This window comes from Streptomyces krungchingensis (assembly GCF_054729265.1).
This window is the reverse complement of record NZ_JBPUKY010000002.1, coordinates 856,344-881,560: the sequence shown is the minus strand read 5'-3', so window position 1 is coordinate 881,560 and position 25,217 is coordinate 856,344. Positions and strand designations below refer to the sequence as shown.

Sequence of the window (25,217 nt, the reverse complement as noted above, 5' to 3'; positions counted from 1 at the left end):
TTCATGCACACGATCGATCTCGCCTACGTCGGGCGGGGCCTGCACGAGGAACTGGCCGCCTACATCGCCGACCAGGAGGACTTCTACGCCGACGAGGGCGTGCATGTCGCGCTGCGCGACGGCTGCACCTGGGACGAGGAACGGCTGCGCCACGGCGCGACCATCGGCCTCGGCCGGGCACTGCTGTCCCGGCTGACGGACGGCACCCCCTGGGTCGGACTCGGCGTCAACACCCACCGCCCCCTGTTCTGGTTCCTCGCCCGCCCCGGCCTGACCTCCCTCGCCGACCTGGCCGGCCGACGGCTGGCCGTGCATGCCCCACACACCGCACCCGGGTGCTTCACCCGGATCGTGCTGCGCAGGGCCGGCCTCGACCCGGACCGTGACATCCAGTCCATCGTCCGGTCGCCCGGCGACTACGGCATGGACCTGCGTCGGCTGCGCGACGGCGAGATCGACGCCGCACTGGTGGGCAGCACCATGGCGCCGGAGGCGGTGGCCGCCGAGTACGGCTGGCACGTGCTGGCCTGGATGGGGGACCACTTCCAGATCCCCACCGTGGGCCTGGCCGTCGACACCACCTACACCGCCCTGGACGACCCCGCGGTCCGGGCCGTCCTGCGGGCGCACCGCCGTGCCCTGAAGGTGATCCGCGACGACCCCGACACCACGGTGCGGTACATGCAGACGTTCCTCGGCGGACACACACCCGTCGAAGCCCGAGCGCACTACGACACCTTCGTCGCACCGCACTTCAGCACCGACGGCCAAGTCGACCTCGCGGTCGCCGACGCCGCGATCACCGCGGTCGCCGCCGAACTCGGCGTCTCCGCCGACTTCACCGCGGCCGAGTGCTATCGCACCGCCCCCTGAGCTCTGTCGCTTTGTGGGCAGACGCCGGCTTCGAGCGGATGCCCGAGGCAGCGGAGCGTCCGGGTCATCAGCAGGACAGCAAGCCTGCCTTCTGCTTGGCGTTCAGGATGCGATGGACGCTTGCGTCCACTTGCCCGCGGAAAGTCGCGCTCTGTGTCATGCGACTCTGCACTGCCTGGGTCATGGCCGGGATCAGGTTCGGTTCGACCGTGAGGACCAAGTCACCGCCGGCAGACAGGAACTTCACCGCCCGGTCGCCCGCGGGTACGGCCTTCACCGCCACCGCGTTGCCGAGATCGTCCGACACGACCACGCCCTTGAAGCCCAGAGTCTTGCGCAGCAGTCCCTGAATCACCGTCGACGAGAACGCGGCCCGGTTGTTCGCGTCGATCTTGCTGTAGGTGGCGGACGAGATCATCACGAACGGCGCCCCGGCCTTGATCCCGGACCCGAACGTCGTGATGCTCGAACTGTCCCGCGTTGTCACGGTATCCACGACGTTGGCCGTGGTGTCGGTGTTGTCCCGCACGCTGCCGAGCCCCGGAAAGTGCTTGAGCGTGGCCAACACTCCGGACTGGGCGGAGCCCGCAAGAAACGCGTCACTGTGGGGGGCCACAGTCGCAGCGGTGTGTCCGAACTCGCGGTCGTACCGGCCGATCGGGGCGTTGGCCGTGCCCAGGCTTTCCGGTACGACATCCGCGACGGGGGCCAGGTTCAGATTCACACCGGCCGCCTTGAGCTCCTCGGCCCATACGGCGGCTTCGCTGCGCAACTTCGACGTCGTCCAGCTTCCCTGTGTCAGGGCGCTGGGGATGGTCGAGAATCCGGGCCCGCTCAGCACCTGCACCTGTCCACCCTCCTGGTCCGTCGCCACCAGAAGGCCCACACGGTGCCCTGCCGCGCTGTCCGCCTTGACCTGCAGACCCTGGACGAGGGTGTTGGTCGCCGTGGTTCCGGCACTGCTCCGGCCGGCCAGGAACACCGAGCCGACGTGGTACTTGCGCATGAGGTCGATGCGCGTGCTGTCCGGAGCGGACGGCCTGACCGATCCCATGAAGAGCTGACCGACACGCTGCGGCACCGTCAGCGCCCTGAAGGTCCTGTCGGCACACGTGTTCGCCGCGAAGTGGTTGGGTGTCCCGGACGGGTCGATGATGGCGGCCTGCGAGATCTGCACGCTTCCCACTCCCGCCACGGCGAGCGACAGCGCCAGCGAGGAAGCGAACCAGACGGAACGCTTGGCGCTGAAGGGGTGGGCGAGCGACCGGTGCGATGCCATGAAGGGACTCCGAGTGTGCCTGCGACGGGCCGCTCGGCTCGTGAGCGGGTGGTCGGTTGCCGTAGGCATCGTATCAACGCGCGGGGATTTCACCGCTGGTACGCAAGGTCCTTGCTCGGAGGTTTTCACATGGCATTGCCGGCCTGCCTCGGCCGGCTCTCGGCAGCCGGTCTTGGAGAGTCACCGATTCCGAGATCGCCTGTCCGCGTCGCGCAGCAGGCGTCAACCGATGTGCATGTATGCGCAGTTGAGGGTCTGCATGGTAGCTTCACTGCGCCGTGCACCACTACGAGCTTCGGAGGTGAGACCGATCAACGCTAAGACAGGTCGGGGCTCCCTCTCTCGCATGGTCCAGGGAGTGCCCGCAGAAGGCATCCCGAAAGGCCAGAACGGCTATGCGCTTCAGCTCTGCGACGTCGAGTGACGGCGTCCGCGAACAGCTCTTCACCCTCGGCGAGATACCCGGTGTGCTCTGGACCCCGGAAGCCGCCGTCGGCACTCGGCCCCTCATCCTGATGGGACACGGCGGCGGCCAGCACAAGAAGGCTCCTGACATCCTGGCCCTCGCACACCCTTTGGTGGCCACCTACGGATTCGCGGTGGCGGCCGTGGACGTGCCCGGCCACGGCGACCGGCCCACGGATGAGACCTACGACCGGATCGCGACCGAGAACCAGGCGCGTGTGGCGGCCGGGGCAGAGTTGGCGCCGTTGTTGGCCGACTTCCAGGCACTCGTGGCGCGCCGGACCGTCCCGGAATGGCAGACAGTGCTGGATGCGCTTCAGCGACTCGACCACGTCGGCGCCGGCCCCGTCGGCTACTGGGGTGTGTCGCTGGGGTGTGGACTCGGCGTACCGTTCGTCGCCGCCGAACCCCGTGTACGCGCCGCGGTACTGGGACTCGGCGGAGCACTGGCATCAGCCGAGCCTGCCGGGCACATCACCGTTCCTGTGCGGTTCCTGCTGCAGTGGGACGACGAGCGGGTGCCGCGAGACCAAGGCCTGGCGCTGTTCGATGCCTTGGCCTCGGCCGACAAGACCCTGCACGCCAACCCGGGCAAGCACGGCGACGTTCCGGCCCATGAACTGGAGAGCACCCTTCAGTTCTTCGCCCGGCATCTCGGCTGATACCACCGGCCCCAGTCGATGACGTGCCGATCGGGACCAGGATCCCGATCGGCACGGTCAGCGCCCGAGGAAAGCAGCGCCTCCGCCACAAGGTGGAACGGATCCGCGCGACCCGTGCGCCCAGCCGCACTCAGCCGACGGACTCCTCTCAGACGTTGCGCTCCGCTGCGCGCTTTCGCGCCTCTTCGAGCGCTGCCGCCCAACGCCGGTTCACCTCATCGGGCCGTTGGTGCCCGCATTCGACGATATTGCCCGCCTGGTCGACGACCTCCGCGTAGCAGTCACCGGCCTCGATCCAGACGGCGACATTCTCGATTCCTGCGGACCGGTCGTCGTCGTCCACCCAAAAGACCACGGAGAACGCCAACTCATCGCCGCTGTAGTCGGATCGGACTCGGAACGTCTCGTCAGGCTTGAGCCATCGGTCCTCACCGAGTGGCTCGAGCCACATCGTGAGCCATCGTTTTGAATCGTTGCGGACCTCCATGACAGCCATGTCGGCACCCTATCCGCGTCTCACTGAACCTGCCCTTGACGTGCTCTTCAACGACCGCCCCCGCCCGACTCGCCCGCCGGCACCGATCACCACCCGCGCTTTATGCTCGTCATCTGGCTCAGGACGTGATCGCTAGTACCCGGTCGTCCGGAGCCACCGCAACGTTGTGACGATCTCTTCGCCGAAGTCCTCGCACAGCAGGAGCAACTCGCGACCGGCGTCGGAGTCGGACAGTCCTTCATGGGGGAGCGAGCGGAGGGCGTCGTCGCAGGCCGACTCGACGGCAGAGCTCCGAGCGGCCAGATAGCCCTGGCCACCGACCGTGTCCGCCAGGTCGGCAAGGTACTGGCGGTGGGCTTGCTCCCACGGGTGGGAGTGGAGCGAGCCCTCGACGAGGCCGTCGAGGTAGTTCGCCAGGCCGGATGTGGTCTCGACTACGCGCTCGACCTCGCCTGAGCGAGAGCTGTCGATCAACGCGCCGAAGGTCAGCAGGCTGTCGATGGTCTCCAACTGGACGAGCTCGATCGTGTCCGGGTCCACTTCGGATGCGAACAGTTGGGCCGTGCTCAACTCGGCGACGGCCTGCAGGTATGCCCGATCCGCCGCTTCACTGGGAGCCTGTGCTGCCAGGCGGAACAGCGACTCCAGTACGGATGGGTCGATACCCCACGCTTCGTCCAGTTCGAACGCGAGCAGCGGCGCACGCCATGGCCACAGGGCCAACGCAGCGGCCTGGCGCCGCTGGTCGGGCGACAGGGCCGCCAACCGCTCGTTTCGCACGCCCCGCGTCTACCCTTCCGGTCCGCCTTCTCTGCCTACCTGCTCCCCCGTCAGGCAGTGTAGGAGCCTCCGACGGATTGCGTGATCGGCAGGACAGCGCCTGACTGTCTCCCCTCCACCGCGCCTTCACGGCGTCCGGCACGCGTGTGCTGTTCGATCATTGTTCGTGCCCTGTACGCCTTTTCCGTGTGTCATGGCAGACGGTCGTGATCGCGGCGGGTGCAATCCGATGTTCGGGTGCGATGCTGGGGGTTCACTTCCGTCTCACTCTGGGTTGCACGCCCGGTGGCCCGAGCTGACAACGTTGTCACACCGGGGGCCGAACCGAGCGTGCGTAGAGCAACGCTGGAGAGGTTACGTGCCCATCAGATCTCATCCCCCTTTCCCCCGCGTGGTCCCTCTGAGAGCCGGCGTCCGGCGTCGCCGGCCCGTGCGCGCGGCCATCGCGGCGCTGCTCACCGGGGCGCTCGGCGTCGCCGCGCTGGCGGGTGGTGGCGCCGCCGTGGCAGTGCCCGTCGCAGCCGCGGCCGCGGGGTCCGGCGGGACGGACTACACGAAACTTGTCGACCCGTTCGTGTCGACCGCCGGCGATGACGGCAACGACCTGCCGGGCGCTCAGGCGCCGCACGGTCTGGCCAAGGTCAACCCGCTGACCACGCCGGACCGCAACCACACCGGGTACGACTACAACGAGGACCACATCGCCGGGTTCACCGCGACGAACCTCGACGGTGTCGGCGGCTCGGGAGGCGGTGGCGATCTGCTCGTCGTCCCGACCTCCGTGCAGTACGACAGGCGGCCCGCCCCCAGCACGTACGCCCACGCGTACAGCCACGACGACGAGACCGCGACGCCCGGCTACTACCAGGTGGGCCTCGGGGCCGTCTCGGGAACCTCGTCGTCCGTGCGGCAGGACTCCGGCACCGTCAAGGCCGAGATGACCGCGACGACGCGCACGGCGCTGCAGCGGTACAGCTTCCCCGCGGGGTCGAACCCCGAACTCGTCCTCGACCTCGCGAACAACTTCACCAGCCGTACCCGCTCGACCATGAAGGCGACGACGCTCCCGAACGGGACCACGTCGATCACCGGGCTCATCGCCGGGTCGTTCAACGGCGCCTCGTACAAGCTGTATTACGACGCCACCACGAACGTCCCGGTGACCTCCCTGAAGAGCTGGGGCAACGACGGCAAGCTGGGCGACGCGACCGCGCAGGACGGCAGCGACACCGGCGCCGTCCTCGGCTTCGACACGTCCCACGGGGACGACGTCGAACTGCGCATCACGCTGTCGCCGATCAGTGCGGAGCAGGCCGCGACCGACCAGCAGAGCGAGGTGGGTGACCTCACCTTCGACCAGGCACGCGCGCAGACGAAGGCGGAGTGGAACAGCGCGCTCGGCGCCGTCGCCGTGCGCTCCTCGGAGAAGTCCGACCCCGGGTCGACGCTCACCAAGGAGTTCTACACGCACCTGTACCGTATGTACGCGCTGCCGGTGAACGCCACCAGCACCAGTGGTACGTACCGTGGCGCCGACGGAGCGGTGCACAAGGCGAACGGCTTCACGTACTACGACGGCTGGTCCACCTGGGACGACTTCCGCAAGTACTCCGTCGAGGCGTACATCGACCCGGCCACCTACCGGGACATGGTGCAGTCGCTGATCGTGCTCTTCGCCGACGCGCGCGCCTCGGGCAAGAGCCTGGGCAGTCTCACCCACTCGGTTCCGACGGTGCGCTGGGAGCGTTCGGCCGTGCTGGTCGCCGACGCGCTGTCGAAGGGCTTCAAGAATTTCGACCGGCTCGACGAGGCGTACCCGGCGCTGCTGTCGTACTCCGGGTACTACACGGGAGCGCAGCTGCGGCAGGGATACGTCACCGGGGATCCCGGTACGACCGTCCAGCGCGGCTACGACCAGTGGGCGCTGTCCGTCATCGCCGACGCGCTGGGCAAGGACGCGGACGCGAAGAAGCTGCGTACCCAGTCGACCATGGCGATCGACAACCTCGTGAAGTCAGGCGCCTGGACGGCGTCCGACGGCACCAAGGTCGGTCTGCTCACCCCGCGCGCCGCGAACGGCGACTGGCAGAGCGCCGACTACGAGAAGTTCGAGGCGGCCGGCCTCTACCAGGGCACGCTGTGGCAGTACCACTGGTACGACGCGTACGACATGGGCGGCCTCATCAAGGCCATGGGCGGCGCGAAGGCCGGCAAGGCAGCGGTCAAGCACATGTTCGGCGAGGACTCCAGTGTCGACGACGGGTCGACCATGCTGCACTCCAACGCGAACGAGATCGACCTGCAGGCCCCGTACCTGTTCAACTACGTCGGTGAGCCGAGCCTGACGCAGAAGTGGGTGCGTGCCATCTACACCGGCACGACCTGGAACCGCTACATCGCGACGGGCTCGACGAACGAAGCCCCCAGCTCGGGCGGCCAGTTCACCCCGCCGGTCAAGACCCGGGTCTACAAGCTCTCCCCGAACGGCTTCCTGCCGACGATGGACAACGACGCCGGCACCATGTCGACCATGTTCGTCGGTGCCGCCCTGGGTCTGTTCCCGGTGACCGCCGGGTCCAGCCAGTTCCAGATCGGCAGCCCGTTCTTCGAGTCCACGACGATCACCTACGCCAACGGCTCCCGGTTCACGGTGAAGGCCGACGGCGTGTCGCCGAGCGCCTACTACGTGCAGAGCGCGACCCTCGACGGCAAGCGGTTCGACAACACGTGGCTCGACTACTCCCGGATCATCTCCGGCGGAACCCTGGACTTCACCATGGGTTCCAAGCCTTCCCAGTGGGGCGCCCACACCGAGCCCGCGTACTCGCTCGACACCGACTCCGGCGACACGGGTGACGGCGGCAGCGGAACGGGCAAGGGCGACACCGTCGTCTCCGCCCGTCCCGGCACCGTCGACACCGAGGGAGACGGCACGGTCGACGGCGCCGTGAAGCTCACGCTGTCCGGACCGGCGTCGTTCGCCGCCCGCAAGGGAACCAGCCTTACCAAGACCGGAGCGGCGACCGTTACCGGCCTGCCGGGCGGTGTCACGGCGGACCTCCGCGTCACCGGCTCGCGCACGGCGACGCTGTCACTCACCGGCACCGCAGAGGTCGACGCGCACATCGGCATCACGTTCGCCGACGCGGCATTCGCCCACGGCGTGCCGGCCTCGACGGTGCGCGGCACCGGGACATCCCCGACCGACCCGCTCGTCATCTCCGCCGCCGCGGTGCACCGCACAACCCTTCGCGCACTCGTCGACCAGGCGTCCCTGGTGCGCAGCGGCAACTACTCCGACGGCTCCTGGACGCTGTTCCGGGCGGCGCTCGAACGGGCCCGGACCGTCCTCGCGGACACCACCTGGGCGACGGGCACGATCATGGCCGCCGACGACGCGCTTCAGTCGGCCATCGACACGCTCACCATCGACGAGGGCGGCTACGCCGTCCTGCAGGCCGAGTCCCCCGACCAGAAGGAAGGCCCCAGCCTCACAAGCGAGAAGAACAACTCGGACGGCAATCTCGGTGGCGTCACCGAGGGTTCCTGGGAGCGGTTCACCAAGCTCGACTTCGGTGGGGTCACCCCGCGGACCATCTCGGTCCGTTACGCGAACTCGCAGGCGACCAACGCGAAGCCGAGCAGTGTCGACGTCCACGCCGGCGCTGCCGACGGGCCCCTCGTCGCCACCGTCCAGCTTCCCGGAACCGGCGGCTGGCAGTACTACAGCTCGGTGCAGGCGGCCGTCACCGACGCGGACGCCCTGCTGGACGCGTCCAGTGCGACGTTCGTGTTCCATGCGCCGGCCGGCCAGCAGTGGGTGTCGAACTTCGACTGGTACCAGTTCTCGCCGTACGAAAGCTCCACCACCCCCGCCACCACACTCGCCACGCTGACCGCGGTCAACAGCACCACGACCGGCGGTGGTTCGGCCCCGCTCAACCTCTCGAACGGCATCTTCGAGAACGTGACGAACGGCGCGTGGGCCGAATGGAAGGACACCGATCTGCGCGACGGCGCCGACACCGTCACCGTCCGCTATGACAAGCCCCAGTCGCGCGCGGCGTCGGACTCGCACATCGAACTGCACCTCGGTTCGAAGGACGGCCCGAAGACCGTGGACGTCCCCCTCGACTACAGCGGATCGGGCTGGGGAACCATCGCCACCACAAGCGTGCACCTCGACCCGAGCGTGTTCACCGGCGTCCAGGACGTGTACGCCGACTTCGTCTCCAGCACACAGTCGTCCTCCCAGCCCTACGTGGGGAACATCTACTCGCTGACCCTGACGCAGGACACCGACGCTCCCGTCGGCTTCGACGCCACCGCGTTCCGCTCGAACAGCGGCGGTGGGCTCAAGAGCGAGCCGGTCGGCTGGACCGGCGCGGGTTCCACCACCGACCTCGGCGGCACCTACAACGGAGCCTGGCTCAACTACGGGGACATCGACTTCGGCAGCTCCTCGAAGGGCACCGTCACGATCACCTACGTCAACAACTCCGCACGCTGCGGCACCGGTTCCGCCGTCCAGCTCTACCTCGACTCCTTCGATGCGGCCGACCCCGGCACGCCGTACGCGACCGTGCCGCTGCCGGTCACGGGAGCCGCGTGGTCGTCCGGAGGGACGACGAGCCTGACGCTGCCCAAGGCGATCACCGGCACGCACACCGTCTACCTGCGGCTGACGACGAACCCGGACTCCTCGCACCCGTACGTCGCGAACCTGGGCCGGATCACCTTCCACCACGTCGAGACGCCCGCCGTCACCGACAAGTCCGCCCTGCGCAAGGCGATCGAGCAGTACGAGGGGCTCTCCGCCGACGCGGCGCGCTACGACACGATCGACTTCGGTGTGTACCGGCGCGAACTCGCCGCCGCCCGCACCCTCGTCGACGCCGACGGCACGACCCAGCTCGAAGCCGACACACAGACCCGCAGCCTCACCCTCGCCGCCAAACAGCTGGTCCCGTTGCCGAGGCTGCGACTGGAGGACCTGGTCACGACCGCGTCGGCCCTCGATGACGCGCGCTACACGGACACGTCGTGGCAGGCGTTCACCAAGGCACTCACCGAGGCGAAGACCGCCCTGGTGACCGACACGACCACGGACGCGAGCCTGGCGGCACGGTACGACGCGCTCCAGCACGCCATGTCCGCACTCACCACGAAGCCCAGGACGGTGCCCGCCGCGCCCGACGCGGTGTCGGCGACGTCGTCCGGCACGAGTGTGACCGTCGCCTGGTCGGCGCCCAAGGACACCGGCGGCTCGCCGGTCACCGGCTACAAGGTCACCCTGGACGACGGCCACCAGGTCGAGATCCGCGATCCGAACAGCCGGAGCACGACGTTCACCTGGCTGCGGACGGGCAAGCCGTACACGGCGCGCGTCCGTGCGGTGAACGCCGTCGGCACCTCGCAGCCGAGCGCGGCCACGGCACCGGTGGTGACCGACGGTGGCACGCCGCAGAAGCCGACGGTCACGGGTGTGATCACCGACGGCGAACTGGTCCGCGTGACCTGGCGGCCGGCCGGAGACGGCGGGTTCCCGATCATCGGCTACACCGTGGCCCTCGGCGACGGCACCACGACGCACGTCTCCGCCACGACGCACACGGCGCTGCTCGCGGCCGCAGGCAAGGCGAAGGCACACACCGCGACCGTCACCGCCCTCACCCTGGCCGGAAGCTCGGACGGCTCCCCCGCGGCCACGTCGGCGCACACCTCAGCCGCAACCGCCTCCGCGGACGCCTCCGACCCGACCTACGTGCCGTCCCCCTTCCCGGACGACACGCTGAACGCGACCTACGCGTCGGACAAGTGGCCGGGGACCGGCGACGGGACCGACTACTTCTACGACCTGCTCAACGGCTTCGACGACCTCGACTCCGGCATCCTCGGCGCCAACACCAAGGTGTCCCAGGGCACTCCGCCGACCGCTGAGAACGACCAGATCGCCGTACGCATCAACAACGCGGCGACGCAGAAGGAGGTCGACCGGGCCGAGGTCGACGCGACGAACAGCTCCACCGTCACGATGGCCGACGGCCTCGGCTCCCGGCTCGGCCAGATCTACAGCGATGCCTTGAAGGGCGGCCAACTGCCCAAGACCAGCGCCCTGTTCTCCCGCGTCACGAAGAACCTCGACAAGGGCGACGCGGCGAAGAACCACTACGGCTACCTGCGCCCGTACGTACGACTCGGATTCGTCGGCGACGGCGGCCGCATCTACGAATCGCAGGACGGCTCGTACGGAAGCCTCACCACCAGCGGCTCGTACCCGAGCGGGCACACCTACGGCGGCTACGAGGCAGGCACCATCCTCGCCACGCTCCTGCCCGAACTCGCACCGTCGATCCTCGCGCGCACCTCGGAGTACGGGGACAACCGCATCGTCCTCGGGTTCCACTACCCGCTGGACGTCATGGGCGGCCGGATCTCCGGACAGGCAACCGTCGCACACCGGTGGGCGGACCCCGAGTTCGCAGACCTGCTGATGCAGGCCCACACCGAGATGGAGAACGTACTGCTCACGCAGTGCGAGCAGCAGGGATACGGCGACACCCTCGAGGCCTGCGAGGGTGACGCCTACGCCGGCCTGAGCAAGGCGCAGGACGTCGACCGGTACACGCGGCGCCTGACCTACGGATTCTCCCAGGTCGGCAGGGCCGGACAGGCTCTCAAGACGCCGTCCGACGCGGCGGCCCTGCTGATCACGTCCTTCCCGGACCTCACCGCAGAACAGCGCACCCAGATCCTGGAGCAGACCGCCACGGACTCCGGCTACCCGCTCGACCTCACCGCGGACGGTGAAGCGAGCTGGCAGCGGATCAACCTGGCGGCGGCGATGGCGGCCAAGGTGGTCGTGGGGGCCGACGGCTCGGTCACGGTGAAGAACTTCTCGGACGCCACCAAGGCCAGTGTCGCCGACGCCAAGGCGATCACCGTCGGAGGTGTCGCGATCGACGGGTTCGATCCGAACGTGTCCACGTACGTCGTCGACTGGCCGAAGAACAAGAGGATCCCGGCCGTCTCCGCCACGCCGGCCCAGTCCGGCGCTCGGGTCAAGGTCACCGACGGCAGTTCGGTCCTCTCGTCGAGCGGCTCCCGGTTCACCACCCGCACCATCGAGGTGACCTCGGCCAACGGTTCGGTCACCAGGACCTACACGGTCGGGTTCCAGCCCACGGACCGCGATGACCGGCCGGTCGCGGCCGGTGGCAACGGCGGTGACCACGACGCCGGAGCATCCGCCCTGTGGAACCCCGCAGGCGACGGAGCAGGCTCCGCCGACGGCACCGGACTCTGGTCGCCGGCGGCGGAGTGGGCGGATCCCCTGAGGACCCGTGGCGCCGACGGCACGCGGTGATCGCCGGACCAGCCGGGCGCCGTGGAGCGGCGCGAGATTCCTGCTGATCCTCGCGCGGCAACGCCGGTAACGGTCGGCCCCTCTGGACGAACCACACTGGTTCGTCCAGAGGGGCCGTCGTCGTCTGCTGCTCGGCCGTTGCCGACACCCGGCGCCTGGAGGAACTGTCTGAACTCGAAGCAGCCGAACCGGCCGTCGTCCGCGACCGCCTCCGCCAGGGACTCAGAACCCGGCACGACGAAGCCCGCGGCCGCCTCACCGACTCCGCTGAAGGTGCTGCTCCGGTGGAGTCCACCGACCTGATCCACCAGCAGCCATGCCGCCATCCGATGGCTGTGACGGTGACGTGGAGGTGTCACCGGGGGTCAGGTGACACCTGCCGTCGGGAGAGGGCCAGCCGGCGCCTCTCCCGGTCGACCTCCGTGACCACGACCGTCACCTCGTCGCCCACCTCTACGACATCCTCTGGAGTCGCCACCGGCGTCCAGGCGAGCTCCTCAAGATGGACCAGTCCCTCGATGCCGTCGGCGACCCGGACGAAGATGCCGAACGGGACCAGCTTGGTGACCTGTCCCCGCAGCGCTCGGCCGATCGCGACGCTGTCGGCGAATGCCTGGAAGGGGTCCGGCCGTGTCGCTCTCAGGGACAGTCTGGCCTCGCCGTTCCATGTGTCGAACCGGAGGAACTCGCACGAGACGCGCTGCCCCACCTGAACGACGTCCGAGACGGCTTCGATGGGCCGCCAGGACAGTTCGGGAATCGTGATGAACCCGACGCCGGGGAAGACCGGATGCTCAGGGCCCTCGTCCAGCGCCACGAACACACCGAACCGCTCGATGGCCGCGACCGTGCCGGAAAGCATCTCGCCGCGCTGACGTGCCTTCAGGAACGCCCACAGCTCGGGGTGCTCGGCAGCGGCCATCGACAGCCGGGCGTGGCCCTCGTCCGGATCAATGGCGATCACCTCGCCGGTGATCCGCCGGCCCACCTCCACGACCGCGGACTGATTCCAGCTCCAGGAGACGTCCAAAGGCCAGACGACCCCCAGCGGGCGTGCCGAGTATCCGTCCAGGGTGACCGTCACCCCCTGAGACCGCGTGACCTCTGCGACAGTCCCGCTGCAGAGGTCGCCGATGCGGATTCCTGCCAGGAACTCCCGAAAACCTTGATCCCCCGACGCCGCCCCCATACCGTCCACCCTCTCACGAAGAGCCGTGCGCCGGACCGGCGATGGTGAACTGCACGGGGCGAAGCGTTCGATGGCCCACGCTCGGCATGCCCCGTGGCATGCCAGTCATCCGTCAGTCCTCCACCCGGCTCGGATCGTCGCCCCGCTCAGAAGGGTCTCCACAGCAAGAGCCGGGTTGAGAGGATCCACGAGTTCCTCGGTGGCGACGGCCACGAGGTGCGCGGGTGCGTCACCGGCCAGCAACGCGTTCACGTACTCGATGGCTTCCGCAGGCGAGAGCACGGGAAGCCTCTGGCGCAGTGTCCGCACGGCGTGCATGCGCCTGCGCGCAGCGGCGACATCGCGTAGCGCATCGTGCAGGTCGTCCACTGCGGTGCGCACTGGCAGCCCGCGTATCCGGGCTCGGTAGTCGGCCTCCCACTCACCGGTCACCGCGGAGACGACGCCGATCTGGTGCAGTCCCCCGTCGACGCGGTCGACCAGGTACGGCCCATTGCCGGCCAACATGTACTCCGAGTTCCGCGTGCGTGCGAACTGCTCGGACTGCCAGGAGACGATCCACACCAGCTCGTGCTCTTCGACGTCGACCACGGCCATCCGCATCGCGTCCCCACTCACAGCCCGCCACCGCCGGTAGTCGCGCTCCAGCTGTTCATCGACAGTCCGAACGGCGGCTTCTCGCTCGATCACGTGTGCAGCATCCCCTACGGGCCGCTCTCTCGACCAGCGAATTCACACGGCCCGGCGCCACGTGCGAGGCGTCTGACGAACCTTCTTGCTCAGGACTACGACAGCCACGGAACACCTGCCCTGCGTCGGTGCCGCTCTCGCCCGCATGCGCCTCCTCCGAACCACTTGGGTTGTCCCGTGAACGGGCGACCGGACGGTCAGTCCCAAGGCGTGGGGATCGCTGCGGGGATGGGGAAGGGCCGCGAACTGCTGTGCGCGGCACGGATGTTAGCTTCTTTCCCGTGGCGGAACACCAGGACGAGACCAGGACGGCCTACGACGGTGTCGTCGAGCTCTATGCGTCGATGTTCGCCGACCGGCTGGAGACGCAGCCGTTCGCGCGGGCCATGGTCGGCACCTTCGCCGAGTTGGTGCGCGAGACGGGGAACCTGCGGGCCGCCGATGTCGGGTGCGGGCCCGGACATCTGACAGCCATGCTGCACGACTTGGGGCTGGACGCCTTCGGGCTCGACCTCTCCCCCGCCATGGTCGACCACGCTCGGCGGGCCCATCCGGCGCTGCGGTTCGACGAGGCGCGGATGGAAGCGCTGCCGGTCGAGGACCGCGCGCTCGGCGGAGTCCTGGCCCGCTACTCGATGATCCATACGCCGCCGGGCGAACTCCCCGCACTGCTCGCCGAGCAAGTGCGTGTCCTGGCACCAGGAGGCCTGCTCCTGGTCTCGCTCTTCGGGACCGAGGGACCGGAGCCGGTCCGCTTCGATCACAAGGTGGCGCCCGCCTACAGCTGGCCGGTGGACCGGTTCACCGAGTTGCTGGACGGGGCCGGGCTCGTCACGGTCGCGCGACTGCTCCACGACCCGGCCTCGGAGCGGGGCTTCCTGGACACCCACGTACTGGCCCGCCGACCCTAGAGCCTGTCTCTTTGACGGCAGGAGACCGCGCTCAGTCCAGGGTTCTTGAGCTCCGCTGCGATAGTTGCGCGGCAGCGTGACCCGTGCGAAAGGGGGTAGTTGGTGGTTGTTTGCACTCGATGCAACGCAGGCAAGGTGTCGGCGTTCCATCTGGTCAAAGACGGTCGCCGCCTGTGGGTATGCCACGAATGTGACGCCGCATGGTTCGGTATCGCCCCGCCCACGGTTTCTCCGGACGGCACGCTTTACCAGTTCGTCGACGCCTATGGAGGGCCGGGCACTCCCACGGACTGGGAGCAGATAGAGGCTGTTGGCGAGTGATCCGAAGCAATGGAGTTGGGCCCGGAGCAACTACTTTGGGGATCCACTATCGGCTTGGCGCGGCCACGTCCAGATGAGGATGGCGGCGAGGTGGAGTGCGCCCTGGTAGGCGATGGCGAGCTTGTCTGTTCGCATGGCCAGGCCTCGCCATCAGGTATGGCTAGTCACCCATGAACCACAAGTAGCTGCCCGGCGTCGCCGCACACGCTTCAAGGAGCTCCGCAAGGTCAAGCAGAGCGGCCTTCTGCTGGTCGTCAGTACACCCCTGTGTCAGGGCGACGACTTCCTGGCAGGCGACTTGAGCTTCCTGTTCGTTGAACAGCGTGTCACCGTACGGATCTACCCGGCCGAGCCTGCCCGAGCCATCCCGGTCGAGGGTGCTCAGCACCCTGGCCAACGCTTCACCGTGCTCGCAAGAGCCCCGCAGCAAGGTGTCCCGAGACGACCTCTTTCGCGTTGGTCGCCCAGAGTGCAGTTCCAGTTCAATCCCCATGACCCCTCCTTCGGCCTCGGACACCGAAGCTTCGCAGAGATCATTTGTCAAACACAGCCTGGCCTGGGACGGGCTCGCGCGGGCCATCGGCAGGGATGACGATCGTCTGAAGTCACGCGCCGGCCGGATCCACTCGCGCGAACCGGGGAATGGGCCGCGGATCGGTCCACAGCAGGCGAGGAGGAAGCACTCGATCATTGTGCCTCCAGGACGAATGGGGGCCAATGATCGACGTGATCGTCCTCGTCGGGCCCGGCTTGGCGCTTCTTCCGGATCTCCGCCCGCTGGTAACCTCTGCACGCGCTGACCAGCGCAGCCGTCCTGGAATCGATCCGGCGGCGCCGTTCTTCGAAAGAGTGACGTGATCAAGCGGGTGCACATGACCGCCGGAGTGGTTTTGGCGGCAGTCATGGTTTTGTCCGGATGTGGTGCTACTGAGTCGGGCAAAGCGAATTCCGCTCCGCAGTCTGCGTCAACAGCAAAGTCCGGCAGGGCGGTCGGCGCCGACTCCGGGTCGGGCACCGGTGAGAGCGGCGGCACGCAGCGGTCACGGCCGACCGACCGTTCCTCCCCCACGGCGTCCCCCTCCGCCACTCCCGCCCGGCCTCTGAAGGACGGCACCGCCGTGCTCGCACACTGCGCGGACACGGACGACCCGTACACGACGGTCGAGGTCAGGAATCCGAACGGGCGCCAGGGCCTCTTCGGCGTGAAAATCGGCTACAAGGACGCGCACGGCTCCACCATGAGCGAGTCCTACGACGAGGTGATGGTGTCCGCGAAGAGCAAAGCGAAGGTCCGGGTGGCCGCTGCCAGCGCGGGCCCCGTGGAGGCCATCGATCGCTGTGAGGTCAGTCCACGGGCCACTGCCGTACGGTGACGGCCCTCGGGGCTCATGAGGCTCGGTCGGACAGGACGCCGCTCCGCGGCGAACGGCTCTCCGAGACCCTCATAGGGTTCTTCGTCTGCGCGCGTCTCGAAGCACCTGTAGTGCCGCCAGCCGTCCGGAGGCCGCGTTGTTGCCCGCCCCGGGCCAGGTCACGGCGCCGGTGAGGTAGAGGCGGCGGACCGCTGTACGGTACCCGTTGTGTCCGCTGCCCAGCGGGCGGAACAGGAAGTTCTGCGGCAGGTGGTGGCTACCCCCAGCGCTGTCGCCGCCGACCAGGTTGGGGTTGGCCGATTCGAGGTCCTGCGGCGTGTGGACGGCCCGGCCGGCGATCCGGGAGGAGGCACCGGGTGCATAGCGCTCGAGCTTGGCCAGCACCCGATCCCCCATTGCTTCCGCGATCTCGGGCCACGCCGTTGCCTTGACGGTGCCCGCGGCGTCACCGCGGACAACAGCAGGCACGGTTCGTACCTGGATCCACGCGATGTGTTTTCCTGCGGGAGCGCGCGTCGGATCGATCGCCGTCGTCTGGCCGACCACCAGCAGCGGATCAGTCGGGAGGACCCCGGCCTGGGCCTCGGCGTAGGTCCGCGCGAGGTCGTCGACGTACGGTGCGACGTGCACGTATCCGAACTCGCCGAGGTCCTCGTCCCCGGTCCACGGCAGCGGGCCGTCGAGTGCGAGGTGCACCATCAGTGTGCCCGGGCCGTAGCGGAACGCGCGCGCTCTGCGCCGCACGTCGGAGGGGACCTGCTCCGGTTCGAGGAGTCGTTCGTACAGTGCGCCGGGACCCGTGTTGGCGATGACCGCACGGCGGGCATGCAGCACGGTGCCGTCCGCCGTCCGTACGCCGACCGCTCGCCCGCCTTCGCACAGCACCCGGTCCACCTCTACCCTGGTGTGAACTTCGCCGCCCTTCTCAGTGAGCAGAGCCGCGAGTGCCTCCGGTAGCCGTTGCGCGCCGCCTTCGACCACGGACATGCCGTTCTCCATGTCGGCGAACAGCTCGAGCAGCGGGAACATCGCCCCGCCGGCCACGTCGGGAGCGAAGTCGAGGTGCATGCCCCAGCAGGCGGCCATGGCCTGCGCCTCGCGGCTGGCGAACCAGGTCTCCCCCAGTTCCCGTGTGCTCATGAGGAGTGTTCGAGCGAGATCCAGAGCACCGCTCTTCCCCTGCTTGCGCAGCAGACGGACGACCTCGCGGGTGGCCGTCCACGACGGGAGCGCGGAGCCGTACAGTGCGAACAAGCAGGGGGCGTAGCGCTGGTAGACCGCGTACAGGCGGTCGAAGCCGTCGGCGTCCTCAGGGCTGTGCGCCGCGAGTGTGTCGATGGTCTTCGCGTGGTCCTGGTAGACCCGCAGGCTCCGACCGTCGGGGAAGACATTGGCGTACGGGGACGTGGTGACACGGAACTTGAGGCCCAGGCGCGTGAGGTCGGCCCCGAAGTCCGCGTAGGCGGCCGACCCCAGGAACAGGTTCTGGTTCGTCGAGTACAGGTCGTGCACGAAGCCCGGCAAGGTGACCTCGCCGCCGGCGATCGCGCCGCCCACGACGTCGTTACGCTCCAGAACGGTCACCGACCAGCCGGAGCGGGCGAGATACAGCGCCGCGACGAGGCCGTTGTGGCCACCGCCGACGACGATCGCGTCGTAAGTAGTCATCGTCCCAGTGCCAGATTACCAATGGAGCGGCCGCGACGCCCGGGCGTGACCGCCCGCTCCCGGTCGCCGCCGCGGGCCGCCGACTGCGGGAACGTACAATTTGGATCCGAACGACATTCGAGGTCCGACATGCCCTCGCGGCATCAAGGAGTGTGCCCGTGCCCGGCGAACGATCGATCACGCAGGCCGAGAAGCTGGCGGAGGCCAAGCTCGGCGGTATCCCGATCCACCGTGAGCAGATGGCCGTCGTGGCCAACATCTACCGTGCCGCCTCCGCGGTCCGGCAGCACCTGGAGAACTCCGTGCTGCGCGGCGCGGATCTGACCTGGACGGCGTTCGTCGTCCTGTGGGTGGTCTGGGTGTGGGGCGAGTCGGAGACCCGGCACGTCGCGGAGGAGGCGGGGATCTCCAAGGGGACGCTCACCGGGGTGTCGAGGACCTTGGAGAAGCGCGGGCTCGTGCAGCGGGCCGGTCACCCCACCGACGGCAGGCTGGTGCTGCTCAGCCTCACCGACGAGGGCGAGGAGCTGATGCAGCGGCTCTTCCCCGCGTTCAACCAGGAAGAGGCCTTCGTGGCCGGGCGGCTCAGCGACGACGAGTGCCGCGGCATCGCGCAGGGGCTGCGGCAGGTCGTGCTCCAGGTCGAGGAGAACGGGGAGGAGCGCCGGCTCTCCCTGCTCGACGGCGCTCCTCCGGCGCCGCGCCGCAGCGGACGCCGGGCACAGGCCTGAGCCGGACCGGGGCGGCCCCGGTCCGGCGACGGTTCGTGCGCGAGCCGGTTCAGCCCCGCTCGCCGGCGGCCCGCACGAGCGCGTCGAAGAGGCCCTGCTGGGCCGGGTCCTCGTGGGCGGTGTCCTCCGGGTGCCACTGCACCGCGGTGAACCATCCGCGGGCGCCCGGCAGTTCGAGGCCTTCCACGGTTCCGTCGGCCGCGCGTGCGGTGACCGTGAGTCCCGTGCCGGTGCGGCTGATCCGCTGGTGGTGGTAGCAGGACGCCTCCACCTTCTCCGCGCCCGTCGCCCGCTCCAGCAGGGTGCCGCGCCGGATCGCCACCGGGTGCACGAGGTGCCGGTGCTCGCTGTCCGGGCCGCCCATGTCCTGCTCCAGGGTGCCGCCGAGAGCGACGTCGACGACCTGGAGTCCGCGACAGATCGCCAGCAGGGGCACGCCCGAGTCGATGGCCTGCCGGGCGAGTTCGAGGTCGAAGTCGTCCTGGAGGTCGTCGACGTCGTAGACGCTGTCGTGGGTGTCGGTGGCGCCGTAGCGGTGCGGGGCGAGGTCCCCGCCGCCGGGGAGCAGGACGCCGTCGAAGCGGGCGAGACGTCCGGCCACGTCGTCGGGTGCGGGATGGATGCTCGCCGGTTCGCCGCCGGCCCGCCACACCGCCTCGATCAGCGCACGGGCGTTGACCTCGGCGGCGTAGCGCAGCGCGGAGGTGGTGGCGGCGAAGCGGGCGGGGATCGCGATCAGGGGACGGGTCACAGCTGGATCCAGGTGGTCTTCAGTTCGGTGTACTTCTCAAGGGCGTGTACGGACTTGTCGCGGCCGTTGCCGGACTGCTTCATGCCGCCGAAGGGGACGGTCAGGTCGCCCTCCTCGTAGCAGTTGACCCAGACCGTGCCGGCCTTCAGGGCCCGGGAGACCCGGTGGGCGGTGGACAGGTCCGAGGTCCACAGGCCGGCCGCGAGGCCGTACTCGGTGGCGTTGGCGAGGCGGACGGCCTCGTCCAGGTCGTCGAAGGTGAGGACGGACAGGACCGGGCCGAAGATCTCCTCGCGGGCCAGCCGCATGCCGGGGTCCACCTGGTCGAAGACGGTGGGCTGCAGGAAGCTGCCGCCGGTCTCGCCGGCCGTGCGGTCGCCGCCGGCGCGCAGGCGGGCGCCCTCCTCCAGGCCGGTGCCGATGTGGCCGAGGACCCGTACCAGATGGTTCTCGCCGACCATGGCGCCCATCTCGGTCGCCGGGTCGAGCGGGTCGCCGACCCTCAGCTCATGGGCCCGCCGCACGATCGCCTCGGTGACCTGTTCGGCGACCGAGGAGTGCACGAGCAGCCGGGACGGGGCGGTGCACATCTCGCCCTGGTTGAAGAAGATGCCCCAGGCGGCGGTGGCGGCGGCCTTCTCCAGGTCCGGGGCGTCGGGCAGCACGATGTTGGGCGACTTGCCGCCGAGTTCGAGCCAGACCCGCTTGAGGTTGGAGTCGGCGGAGTAGTGCAGGAAGTGGCGGCCGACGGCGGTGGAGCCGGTGAAGGCCAGGACGTCCACGCCGGGATGGAGACCGAGGGCGCGCCCGGCCACCGGCCCGTCGCCGTTCACCACGTTCAGCACGCCCGGCGGCAGTCCGGCCTCGGTGGCGATCCGGCCGAGCAGCAGGGCCGACAGGGGTGAGTTCTCCGACGGCTTCAGTACGACGGTGCAGCCCGCGGCGAGCGCCGGGGCTATCTTCCAACCGGCCAGCGTCAGGGGGAAGTTCCACGGCACGACCGCGCCGACGACGCCTGCCGGCTCCCGGGTGACCAGCGCGAGGGCGTCCGGGGCGGTGTGGGGCGACTCGTCGTGCAGCTTGTCGGCCAGCTGCCCGTACCAGCGGAATGTGGTGATCACGGCCCGCAGTTCGATGTCGTGGGCGTCCGTGATCGGCTTGCCCATCTCCAGGCTGACGGTCAACGCCAGCTCCGCGCGCCGCTCTTCGAGCAGATCGGCGATGCGCAGCAGCATCCGGCCGCGGTCGGCGGGGGCGAGCCGCGGCCAGGGTCCGGAGTCGAAGGCGCGGCGGGCGGCGGCCACGGCCGCGTCGACCTCGTGCGCGCCCCCGTCGGCGACCTGGGTCAGCACCTGGCCGTCACGGGGCGAGACGGCGGCGAAGACGGCCCCTCCCCCGCCCTCGTCGGCGCCGTCGATGTGATGCACGCCGGGCAGGTCCAGTGCCTTGGCTCGGCGCAGCCACTCCTCGTGGGTGATGTCCAGCATGCGGAACCTCCAGAGAGTTTATTTGATTCCAAACGATATGGTGTGAGCAGAGCCATCACAAGAGTTCACGGACCGCTGCGGCGGGTCCGCGAACCCCCGGAAAGGAGCCCGCCGTGCGCGCACTCGTCATCCAGCACGACCATGTGACCGACCCCGGTCCGGTCGGGGCGCGGCTCGTGGAGCGCGGCTACGACCTGACCGTCGTGACGGTCGTGCCCGAGCACCGCCACCACACTCCGCAGGTGACCTTCGACTTCCCCGCGGCCGACGGCTGGGACCTGATCGTGTCGCTCGGTGCCCCCTGGTCGGTCTACGACGAGACGGCCGTCGGCCCCTGGATCGGCGGCGAACTGGCCCTGCTGCGCAAGGCCCATCACCTCGGTGTCCCGGTGCTCGGTGTCTGCTTCGGTGCGCAGGCGCTGACCACCGCGCTCGGGGGTTCGGTCGAGACGTCGCCGCGCGCGGAGATCGGCTGGGTGGAGGTCGGCACCGACGATCCCTCGCTGATCGGCCCCGGCCCCTGGTTCCAGTGGCACTACGACCGCTGCCTGCTGCCGCCCGGGGCCGAGGAGCTGGCCCGCAACGCGGTGTGCGCACAGGCGTTCCGGCTGGGACGCAGCCTGGGCGTGCAGTTCCATCCGGAGATCACCGCCACGACGGTGCGCCGGTATCTCGAGAACGGCGGCACGGAGCAGTGCCTGCGGCACGGCGTGGACCCGGGCGAACTGCTCGCCCGGACCGAGGCGTTGGAGCGGGCGGGCCGGGCGAACGCCCGCCGCCTGGTCGACGCGTTCCTCGACCGGGTGGCGGGCGGGACTGCCGGCTGACGCGTTCCTCGCGGCGGAGTGGGCCGGTCCGGGCCCGACGAGCGGGAACCCGGACCGGCCGCACCGCGGGGGCAGCGGCGTACTCAGGCGGCCTCGGCGGCCCGGGCGGACTCCACCCGCGTCCTGTTGCGCGTCACGTGGTCCGCGACGACGCCGAGGACCAGGACCACCGGCACCATGAGGCCGAGCCAGGTGGCCGTGCCCGAGTCGCCGCCGATGAGGGTCGTGAAGTTGGCGAGGATCAGCCAGATCGCGCCGGCGATGCCGAGCGCGCCCAGCACGGGGGCGATCAGGGTGTTCCAGGGGCGGGTGTCCAGCCTCTCGCGGCGGAAGAACGCGACCACGGACACGGAGGTCAGGAAGTACAGGAGCATGATCGCCAGCACGGCGACTCCACTGAACCACGAGAACAGGGTCAGCACCGGGTCCTTGCCCAGCAGGGCGAACGGCATGACGAGCAGCACGGCGACCACGGACTGCACCACGCCGGCCGTCCACGGGGAGTGGCGCTTGTTGAGCCTGCACAGCCCGCGGGGCAGCAGGCCGTCGCGGCCGAGCGAGAACAGATAGCGGTTGGCGGAGTTGTGGAAAGCGAGGATGCCGGCGAAGAGGGACGTCGCCAGCAGGATCGGCAGGACATCGCCCACCCAGCCACCGAACTGCGCGGTGATCGGCGCGAAGACCCATCCGGAGGCGTCACCGCCACCCAGCGCCTTGCCGGCGTCGGCGGTGGCCTGCGAGGCGCCGTGGGCGGAGACCAGCATCCACGAGGTGAAGGCGAAGAAGCCGCTGATCACGACGACGGACAGATAGGTGGCCCGGGGCACGGTCTTGCGCGGCTCGCGCGCCTCCTCGCCGTAGATGGCGGTGGCCTCGAAGCCGAACATCGACGCCACGGCGAACATCAGCGCCACGCCGGGTGCACCTTGGAGCGCGGCACTGGGCGAGAAGCTGCCGGTGAAGTCCAGCCCCTGGGGGCCGCCGCCCTTGAAAAAGGTGACCAGGGCGAAGACGAACAGGATGCTGAACTCCGCCAGCACGAACACGGCCAGCAGCTTGGCACCCATCTCGATCCCGGCGGCGCCGAGGACCTGGACGATCGCCATGGTCACCAGGACGAAGACCCACCATGCGATGTGCACGTGGGCGTACTGCTGGACCAGGCCGCTGACGATATTGCCGTACAGCCCGTACATCGCGGCCTGGATCGCACAGTAGGCGAAGAGCGCGACACCGGCGCTGCCCGAGCCGACGCGGCGGCCGAGCCCCTTGCCGATGTAGGTGTAGAAGGCGCCGGCGTCCACGACATGCCGCCCCATGGCGACGAAGCCGACGGAGAACAGCAGGACGACGAGGCCGGCCACGACATACGCGGAGGGCACTCCCGCGCCGTTGCCGATGGCGACGGCGATCGGCACGGCCCCGGCGATGCCGGTCAGCGGTGCCTGCGCGGAGAGAACGAAGAAGAGGATGCCCAGCACACCGAGCGAGTTGGGTTTGAGCCGGCCTGTCGCGGAGTCGTCCTGCATCGTCTGACTCCTCTGGACCGTTTGACTGTCCACGCGGATCACCTGCCTGGGGACGTGGAAGGAGGATTGTTTAGAGCCAAACGAGTTGCCTCATACTGGGCCCGAACTATCCAGATGACAAGGGGGTCGGGCGATGTTTTTTGCCGTGGCGGCAGGAGCCACCCCGAGCACAGCCGCACGGACGGGAAACGCCGAAAGGCCCCGGACGCGAAACGTCCGGGGCCCTGCACCGGGCAGCACCTCAGATGGTCACGAGCTGCCTCTGTCGCCGGGGCCGTCGCCCTCGCCGTCGGCGTGGAGGAGCCGCAGCAGGGACCGCAGCTCCTCCAGGGCGGCGACGATGACCTCGGGCTCGCCGAGGACGAGCTGGTGCAGTACGAGACCGTCCAGGGCGGCGAAGACCAGCCGGGTCAGCGCCTCGTCCGCGCCGGCCGGCAGCATGCGGCTCAACTCGCGCTGTGTGGCGTCGAAGTACTCGTCGTACAGCTCGCGCAGCGGTACCAGCAGCTCCGGCCTGCGGCGCGCCTCCAGCAGGAGCTCGTACTGGAAGGCCTGGAGGTCGGGGTCCGCCGTGACCATCTCGGACACCCCGGCCGCGAAGTCCGCGACCTTGCCGGTGCCCGGTTCGAGCGCGCTGGTGGTCAGCGAGGTGCGGATCGTGTGGGCGAGGGTCGCCTCGATCAGCGCGTCGCGCGAGCCGAAGTGGTGCACGACGAGGCCATGAGTGACCCCGGCCTCCTCCGCGACGGCCCGGTAGGTGAGCTTGCGCAGGCCGCCGCGGGCCACCACCCGGACCGCGGCGTTGAGCAGCGCCTCGCGGCCCTCGCCGTAGTGCAGGCGCTTGCGTGGCTTCCGGCTCTGGGGCGCGTCGGCGGACTCGGTCATGCGAGCGACCCTACCTGCGCGGACCGTCGCACCCGGCCGCTCGGTCGCCGGGTCGCTGCGAAGCCGTCTCGCGGCCGGGGTCACCGCCGGGGTGGGCGGATGCCCCGGAACTCCCAGTCGCCGCCGAGCGCGGTGGACAGCACCTCCTCGGACTCGGTGGGCTGAGCACCGACGTCGGTACGGATGGCGGTGGGGCCGGTGACGATGCGGTTGGTGAGCCGGCCCAGGCCCTCGACCTCGACCTCGACGACGTCGCCGGGCCGGACCGGGCGGGAGTTGGCCGGGGTGCCGGACAGCAGCACGTCGCCGGGGTGAAGGGTGATGGTGCGGGCGATGTCGGCGACGAGGTAGTGCATGTCCCACTGCATCTCGTCGGTCGAACCGTCCTGCACCACCTCGCCGTTGACGTACGTCCGCAGGCTCTTGCCGTGGAAGTCCCAGTCGGTGACCAGGCCCGGGCCGAGCGGGCAGAGGGTGTCGGAGCCCTTCACGCGGAGCATGGAACCGGCATCGGTGTCGCGGAAGTCGTGCAGGCCGTAGTCGTTGGCGACGGTGTAGCCCGCGATGTACTCCCCCGCCTCGGCCGGGGAGATGTTCCGCGCGCTCCTCCCGATGACGATGGCGACCTCGCCCTCGTAGTTGAGCCACTTGCAGCCCTCGGGGCGGACGACGGCGCCCTTGTGGGAGTTGAGGGCCGAGGTCGGCTTGTGGAAGTAGGTCGGGGTGTCCGGCAGGCCGATCTGGAACTCGTCCACGCGGCTGCGGTGGTTGAGGTGGACGGCGATCACCTTGGAGGGCACGACCGGCGGCAGGTGCTGGGCCTCCTCGGTCTTGACGCGACGGCCGTCCCCGGCGACGAGTTCGTCCCCGTCGGCGGTGACCTGGACGGCGGCGCCGTCGAGGAGGATGCGGCGGTATTCGGGCATGACAGCCT

Annotated in this window: 19 protein-coding genes; 7 read left to right on the top strand and 12 right to left on the bottom strand. The window is 69.4% G+C overall.

Annotation, left to right across the window (positions count from 1 at the left end):
- Positions 1-3 precede the first annotated feature (3 nt).
- Entirely contained in the window at positions 4-873 is an 870-nt protein-coding gene (locus tag ACSYGO_RS44665) for an ABC transporter substrate-binding protein (RefSeq protein WP_460390243.1), read from the top strand.
- A 67-nt stretch (positions 874-940) separates the two neighbouring features.
- Here the strand turns inward: ACSYGO_RS44665 and ACSYGO_RS44660 are convergent, their stop codons facing one another.
- The gene (locus ACSYGO_RS44660) at positions 941-2,152 is read right to left on the bottom strand and encodes a glycoside hydrolase family 3 N-terminal domain-containing protein (protein WP_460390242.1); all 1,212 of its coding nucleotides are present in this window, start codon (positions 2,150-2,152) and stop codon (positions 941-943) included.
- A 395-nt stretch (positions 2,153-2,547) separates the two neighbouring features.
- On the opposite strand from ACSYGO_RS44660, the gene ACSYGO_RS44655 reads away from it, so the two are divergent.
- Positions 2,548-3,279 (top strand): dienelactone hydrolase family protein, encoded by a 732-nt coding sequence (locus ACSYGO_RS44655; protein ID WP_460390241.1) that lies wholly within the window; start codon positions 2,548-2,550, stop codon positions 3,277-3,279.
- A 148-nt stretch (positions 3,280-3,427) separates the two neighbouring features.
- Here the strand turns inward: ACSYGO_RS44655 and ACSYGO_RS44650 are convergent, their stop codons facing one another.
- Positions 3,428-3,775, bottom strand: coding sequence for a hypothetical protein (locus ACSYGO_RS44650; protein WP_460390240.1), 348 nt, complete (start codon positions 3,773-3,775; stop codon positions 3,428-3,430).
- 132 nt (positions 3,776-3,907) lie between these two features.
- On the bottom strand, positions 3,908-4,555 hold the full coding sequence (locus tag ACSYGO_RS44645; RefSeq protein ID WP_460390239.1) for a hypothetical protein: 648 nt from the start codon (positions 4,553-4,555) through the stop codon (positions 3,908-3,910).
- A gap of 358 nt (positions 4,556-4,913) precedes the next feature.
- On the opposite strand from ACSYGO_RS44645, the gene ACSYGO_RS44640 reads away from it, so the two are divergent.
- Positions 4,914-11,921: a glycoside hydrolase domain-containing protein gene (locus ACSYGO_RS44640; protein ID WP_460390238.1), complete on the top strand. Its 7,008-nt coding sequence runs from the start codon at positions 4,914-4,916 to the stop codon at positions 11,919-11,921.
- Between the two features lie 355 nt (positions 11,922-12,276).
- On the opposite strand, the gene ACSYGO_RS44635 is transcribed toward ACSYGO_RS44640, so the two are convergent.
- Positions 12,277-13,110: a S1 RNA-binding domain-containing protein gene (locus ACSYGO_RS44635; RefSeq protein ID WP_460390237.1), complete on the bottom strand. Its 834-nt coding sequence runs from the start codon at positions 13,108-13,110 to the stop codon at positions 12,277-12,279.
- 105 nt (positions 13,111-13,215) lie between these two features.
- A complete protein-coding gene (locus ACSYGO_RS44630) occupies positions 13,216-13,800 on the bottom strand; it encodes a YrhB domain-containing protein (protein WP_460390236.1) in 585 nt (194 codons plus the stop codon).
- Between the two features lie 281 nt (positions 13,801-14,081).
- On the opposite strand from ACSYGO_RS44630, the gene ACSYGO_RS44625 reads away from it, so the two are divergent.
- On the top strand, positions 14,082-14,711 hold the full coding sequence (locus ACSYGO_RS44625) for a class I SAM-dependent methyltransferase (protein ID WP_435221166.1): 630 nt from the start codon (positions 14,082-14,084) through the stop codon (positions 14,709-14,711).
- 481 nt (positions 14,712-15,192) lie between these two features.
- Here the strand turns inward: ACSYGO_RS44625 and ACSYGO_RS44620 are convergent, their stop codons facing one another.
- Positions 15,193-15,525, bottom strand: a complete 333-nt coding sequence (locus tag ACSYGO_RS44620; protein WP_426674883.1) for a hypothetical protein — start codon at positions 15,523-15,525, stop codon at positions 15,193-15,195.
- A 625-nt stretch (positions 15,526-16,150) separates the two neighbouring features.
- Here ACSYGO_RS44620 and ACSYGO_RS44615 point away from each other — a divergent pair.
- On the top strand, positions 16,151-16,405 hold the full coding sequence (locus ACSYGO_RS44615) for a hypothetical protein (protein WP_432172976.1): 255 nt from the start codon (positions 16,151-16,153) through the stop codon (positions 16,403-16,405).
- Positions 16,406-16,474: 69 nt separating this feature from the next.
- Here the strand turns inward: ACSYGO_RS44615 and ACSYGO_RS44610 are convergent, their stop codons facing one another.
- Positions 16,475-18,073 (bottom strand): phytoene desaturase family protein, encoded by a 1,599-nt coding sequence (locus ACSYGO_RS44610; protein ID WP_460390235.1) that lies wholly within the window; start codon positions 18,071-18,073, stop codon positions 16,475-16,477.
- A 158-nt stretch (positions 18,074-18,231) separates the two neighbouring features.
- Here ACSYGO_RS44610 and ACSYGO_RS44605 point away from each other — a divergent pair, with 158 nt between their 5' ends.
- On the top strand, positions 18,232-18,804 hold the full coding sequence (locus tag ACSYGO_RS44605) for a MarR family winged helix-turn-helix transcriptional regulator (RefSeq protein WP_426674886.1): 573 nt from the start codon (positions 18,232-18,234) through the stop codon (positions 18,802-18,804).
- Between the two features lie 49 nt (positions 18,805-18,853).
- On the opposite strand, the gene ACSYGO_RS44600 is transcribed toward ACSYGO_RS44605, so the two are convergent.
- Together ACSYGO_RS44600 and ACSYGO_RS44595 are read right to left on the bottom strand one after the other, a co-directional pair.
- Positions 18,854-19,555 (bottom strand): gamma-glutamyl-gamma-aminobutyrate hydrolase family protein, encoded by a 702-nt coding sequence (locus ACSYGO_RS44600; RefSeq protein ID WP_426674887.1) that lies wholly within the window; start codon positions 19,553-19,555, stop codon positions 18,854-18,856.
- Positions 19,552-21,042: an aldehyde dehydrogenase gene (locus ACSYGO_RS44595; RefSeq protein WP_460390234.1), complete on the bottom strand. Its 1,491-nt coding sequence runs from the start codon at positions 21,040-21,042 to the stop codon at positions 19,552-19,554. The genes ACSYGO_RS44600 and ACSYGO_RS44595 overlap by 4 nt, the downstream gene beginning before the upstream one ends.
- A 113-nt stretch (positions 21,043-21,155) precedes the next feature.
- On the opposite strand from ACSYGO_RS44595, the gene ACSYGO_RS44590 reads away from it, so the two are divergent.
- Positions 21,156-21,869 carry a type 1 glutamine amidotransferase gene (locus ACSYGO_RS44590; protein WP_460390233.1) on the top strand — a complete coding sequence of 238 codons (714 nt, stop codon included), beginning with the start codon at positions 21,156-21,158 and terminating at the stop codon, positions 21,867-21,869.
- Positions 21,870-21,952: 83 nt separating this feature from the next.
- Here the strand turns inward: ACSYGO_RS44590 and ACSYGO_RS44585 are convergent, their stop codons facing one another.
- The 3 genes from ACSYGO_RS44585 to ACSYGO_RS44575 all read right to left on the bottom strand — a co-directional run bounded on the left by ACSYGO_RS44585 (position 21,953) and on the right by ACSYGO_RS44575 (position 25,209).
- Positions 21,953-23,431 (bottom strand): APC family permease, encoded by a 1,479-nt coding sequence (locus ACSYGO_RS44585; protein ID WP_460390232.1) that lies wholly within the window; start codon positions 23,429-23,431, stop codon positions 21,953-21,955.
- Positions 23,432-23,647: 216 nt separating this feature from the next.
- The gene (locus ACSYGO_RS44580; RefSeq protein ID WP_460390231.1) at positions 23,648-24,283 is read right to left on the bottom strand and encodes a TetR/AcrR family transcriptional regulator; all 636 of its coding nucleotides are present in this window, start codon (positions 24,281-24,283) and stop codon (positions 23,648-23,650) included.
- A gap of 80 nt (positions 24,284-24,363) precedes the next feature.
- Entirely contained in the window at positions 24,364-25,209 is an 846-nt protein-coding gene (locus tag ACSYGO_RS44575; protein WP_460390230.1) for a fumarylacetoacetate hydrolase family protein, read from the bottom strand.
- Positions 25,210-25,217 lie beyond the last annotated feature (8 nt).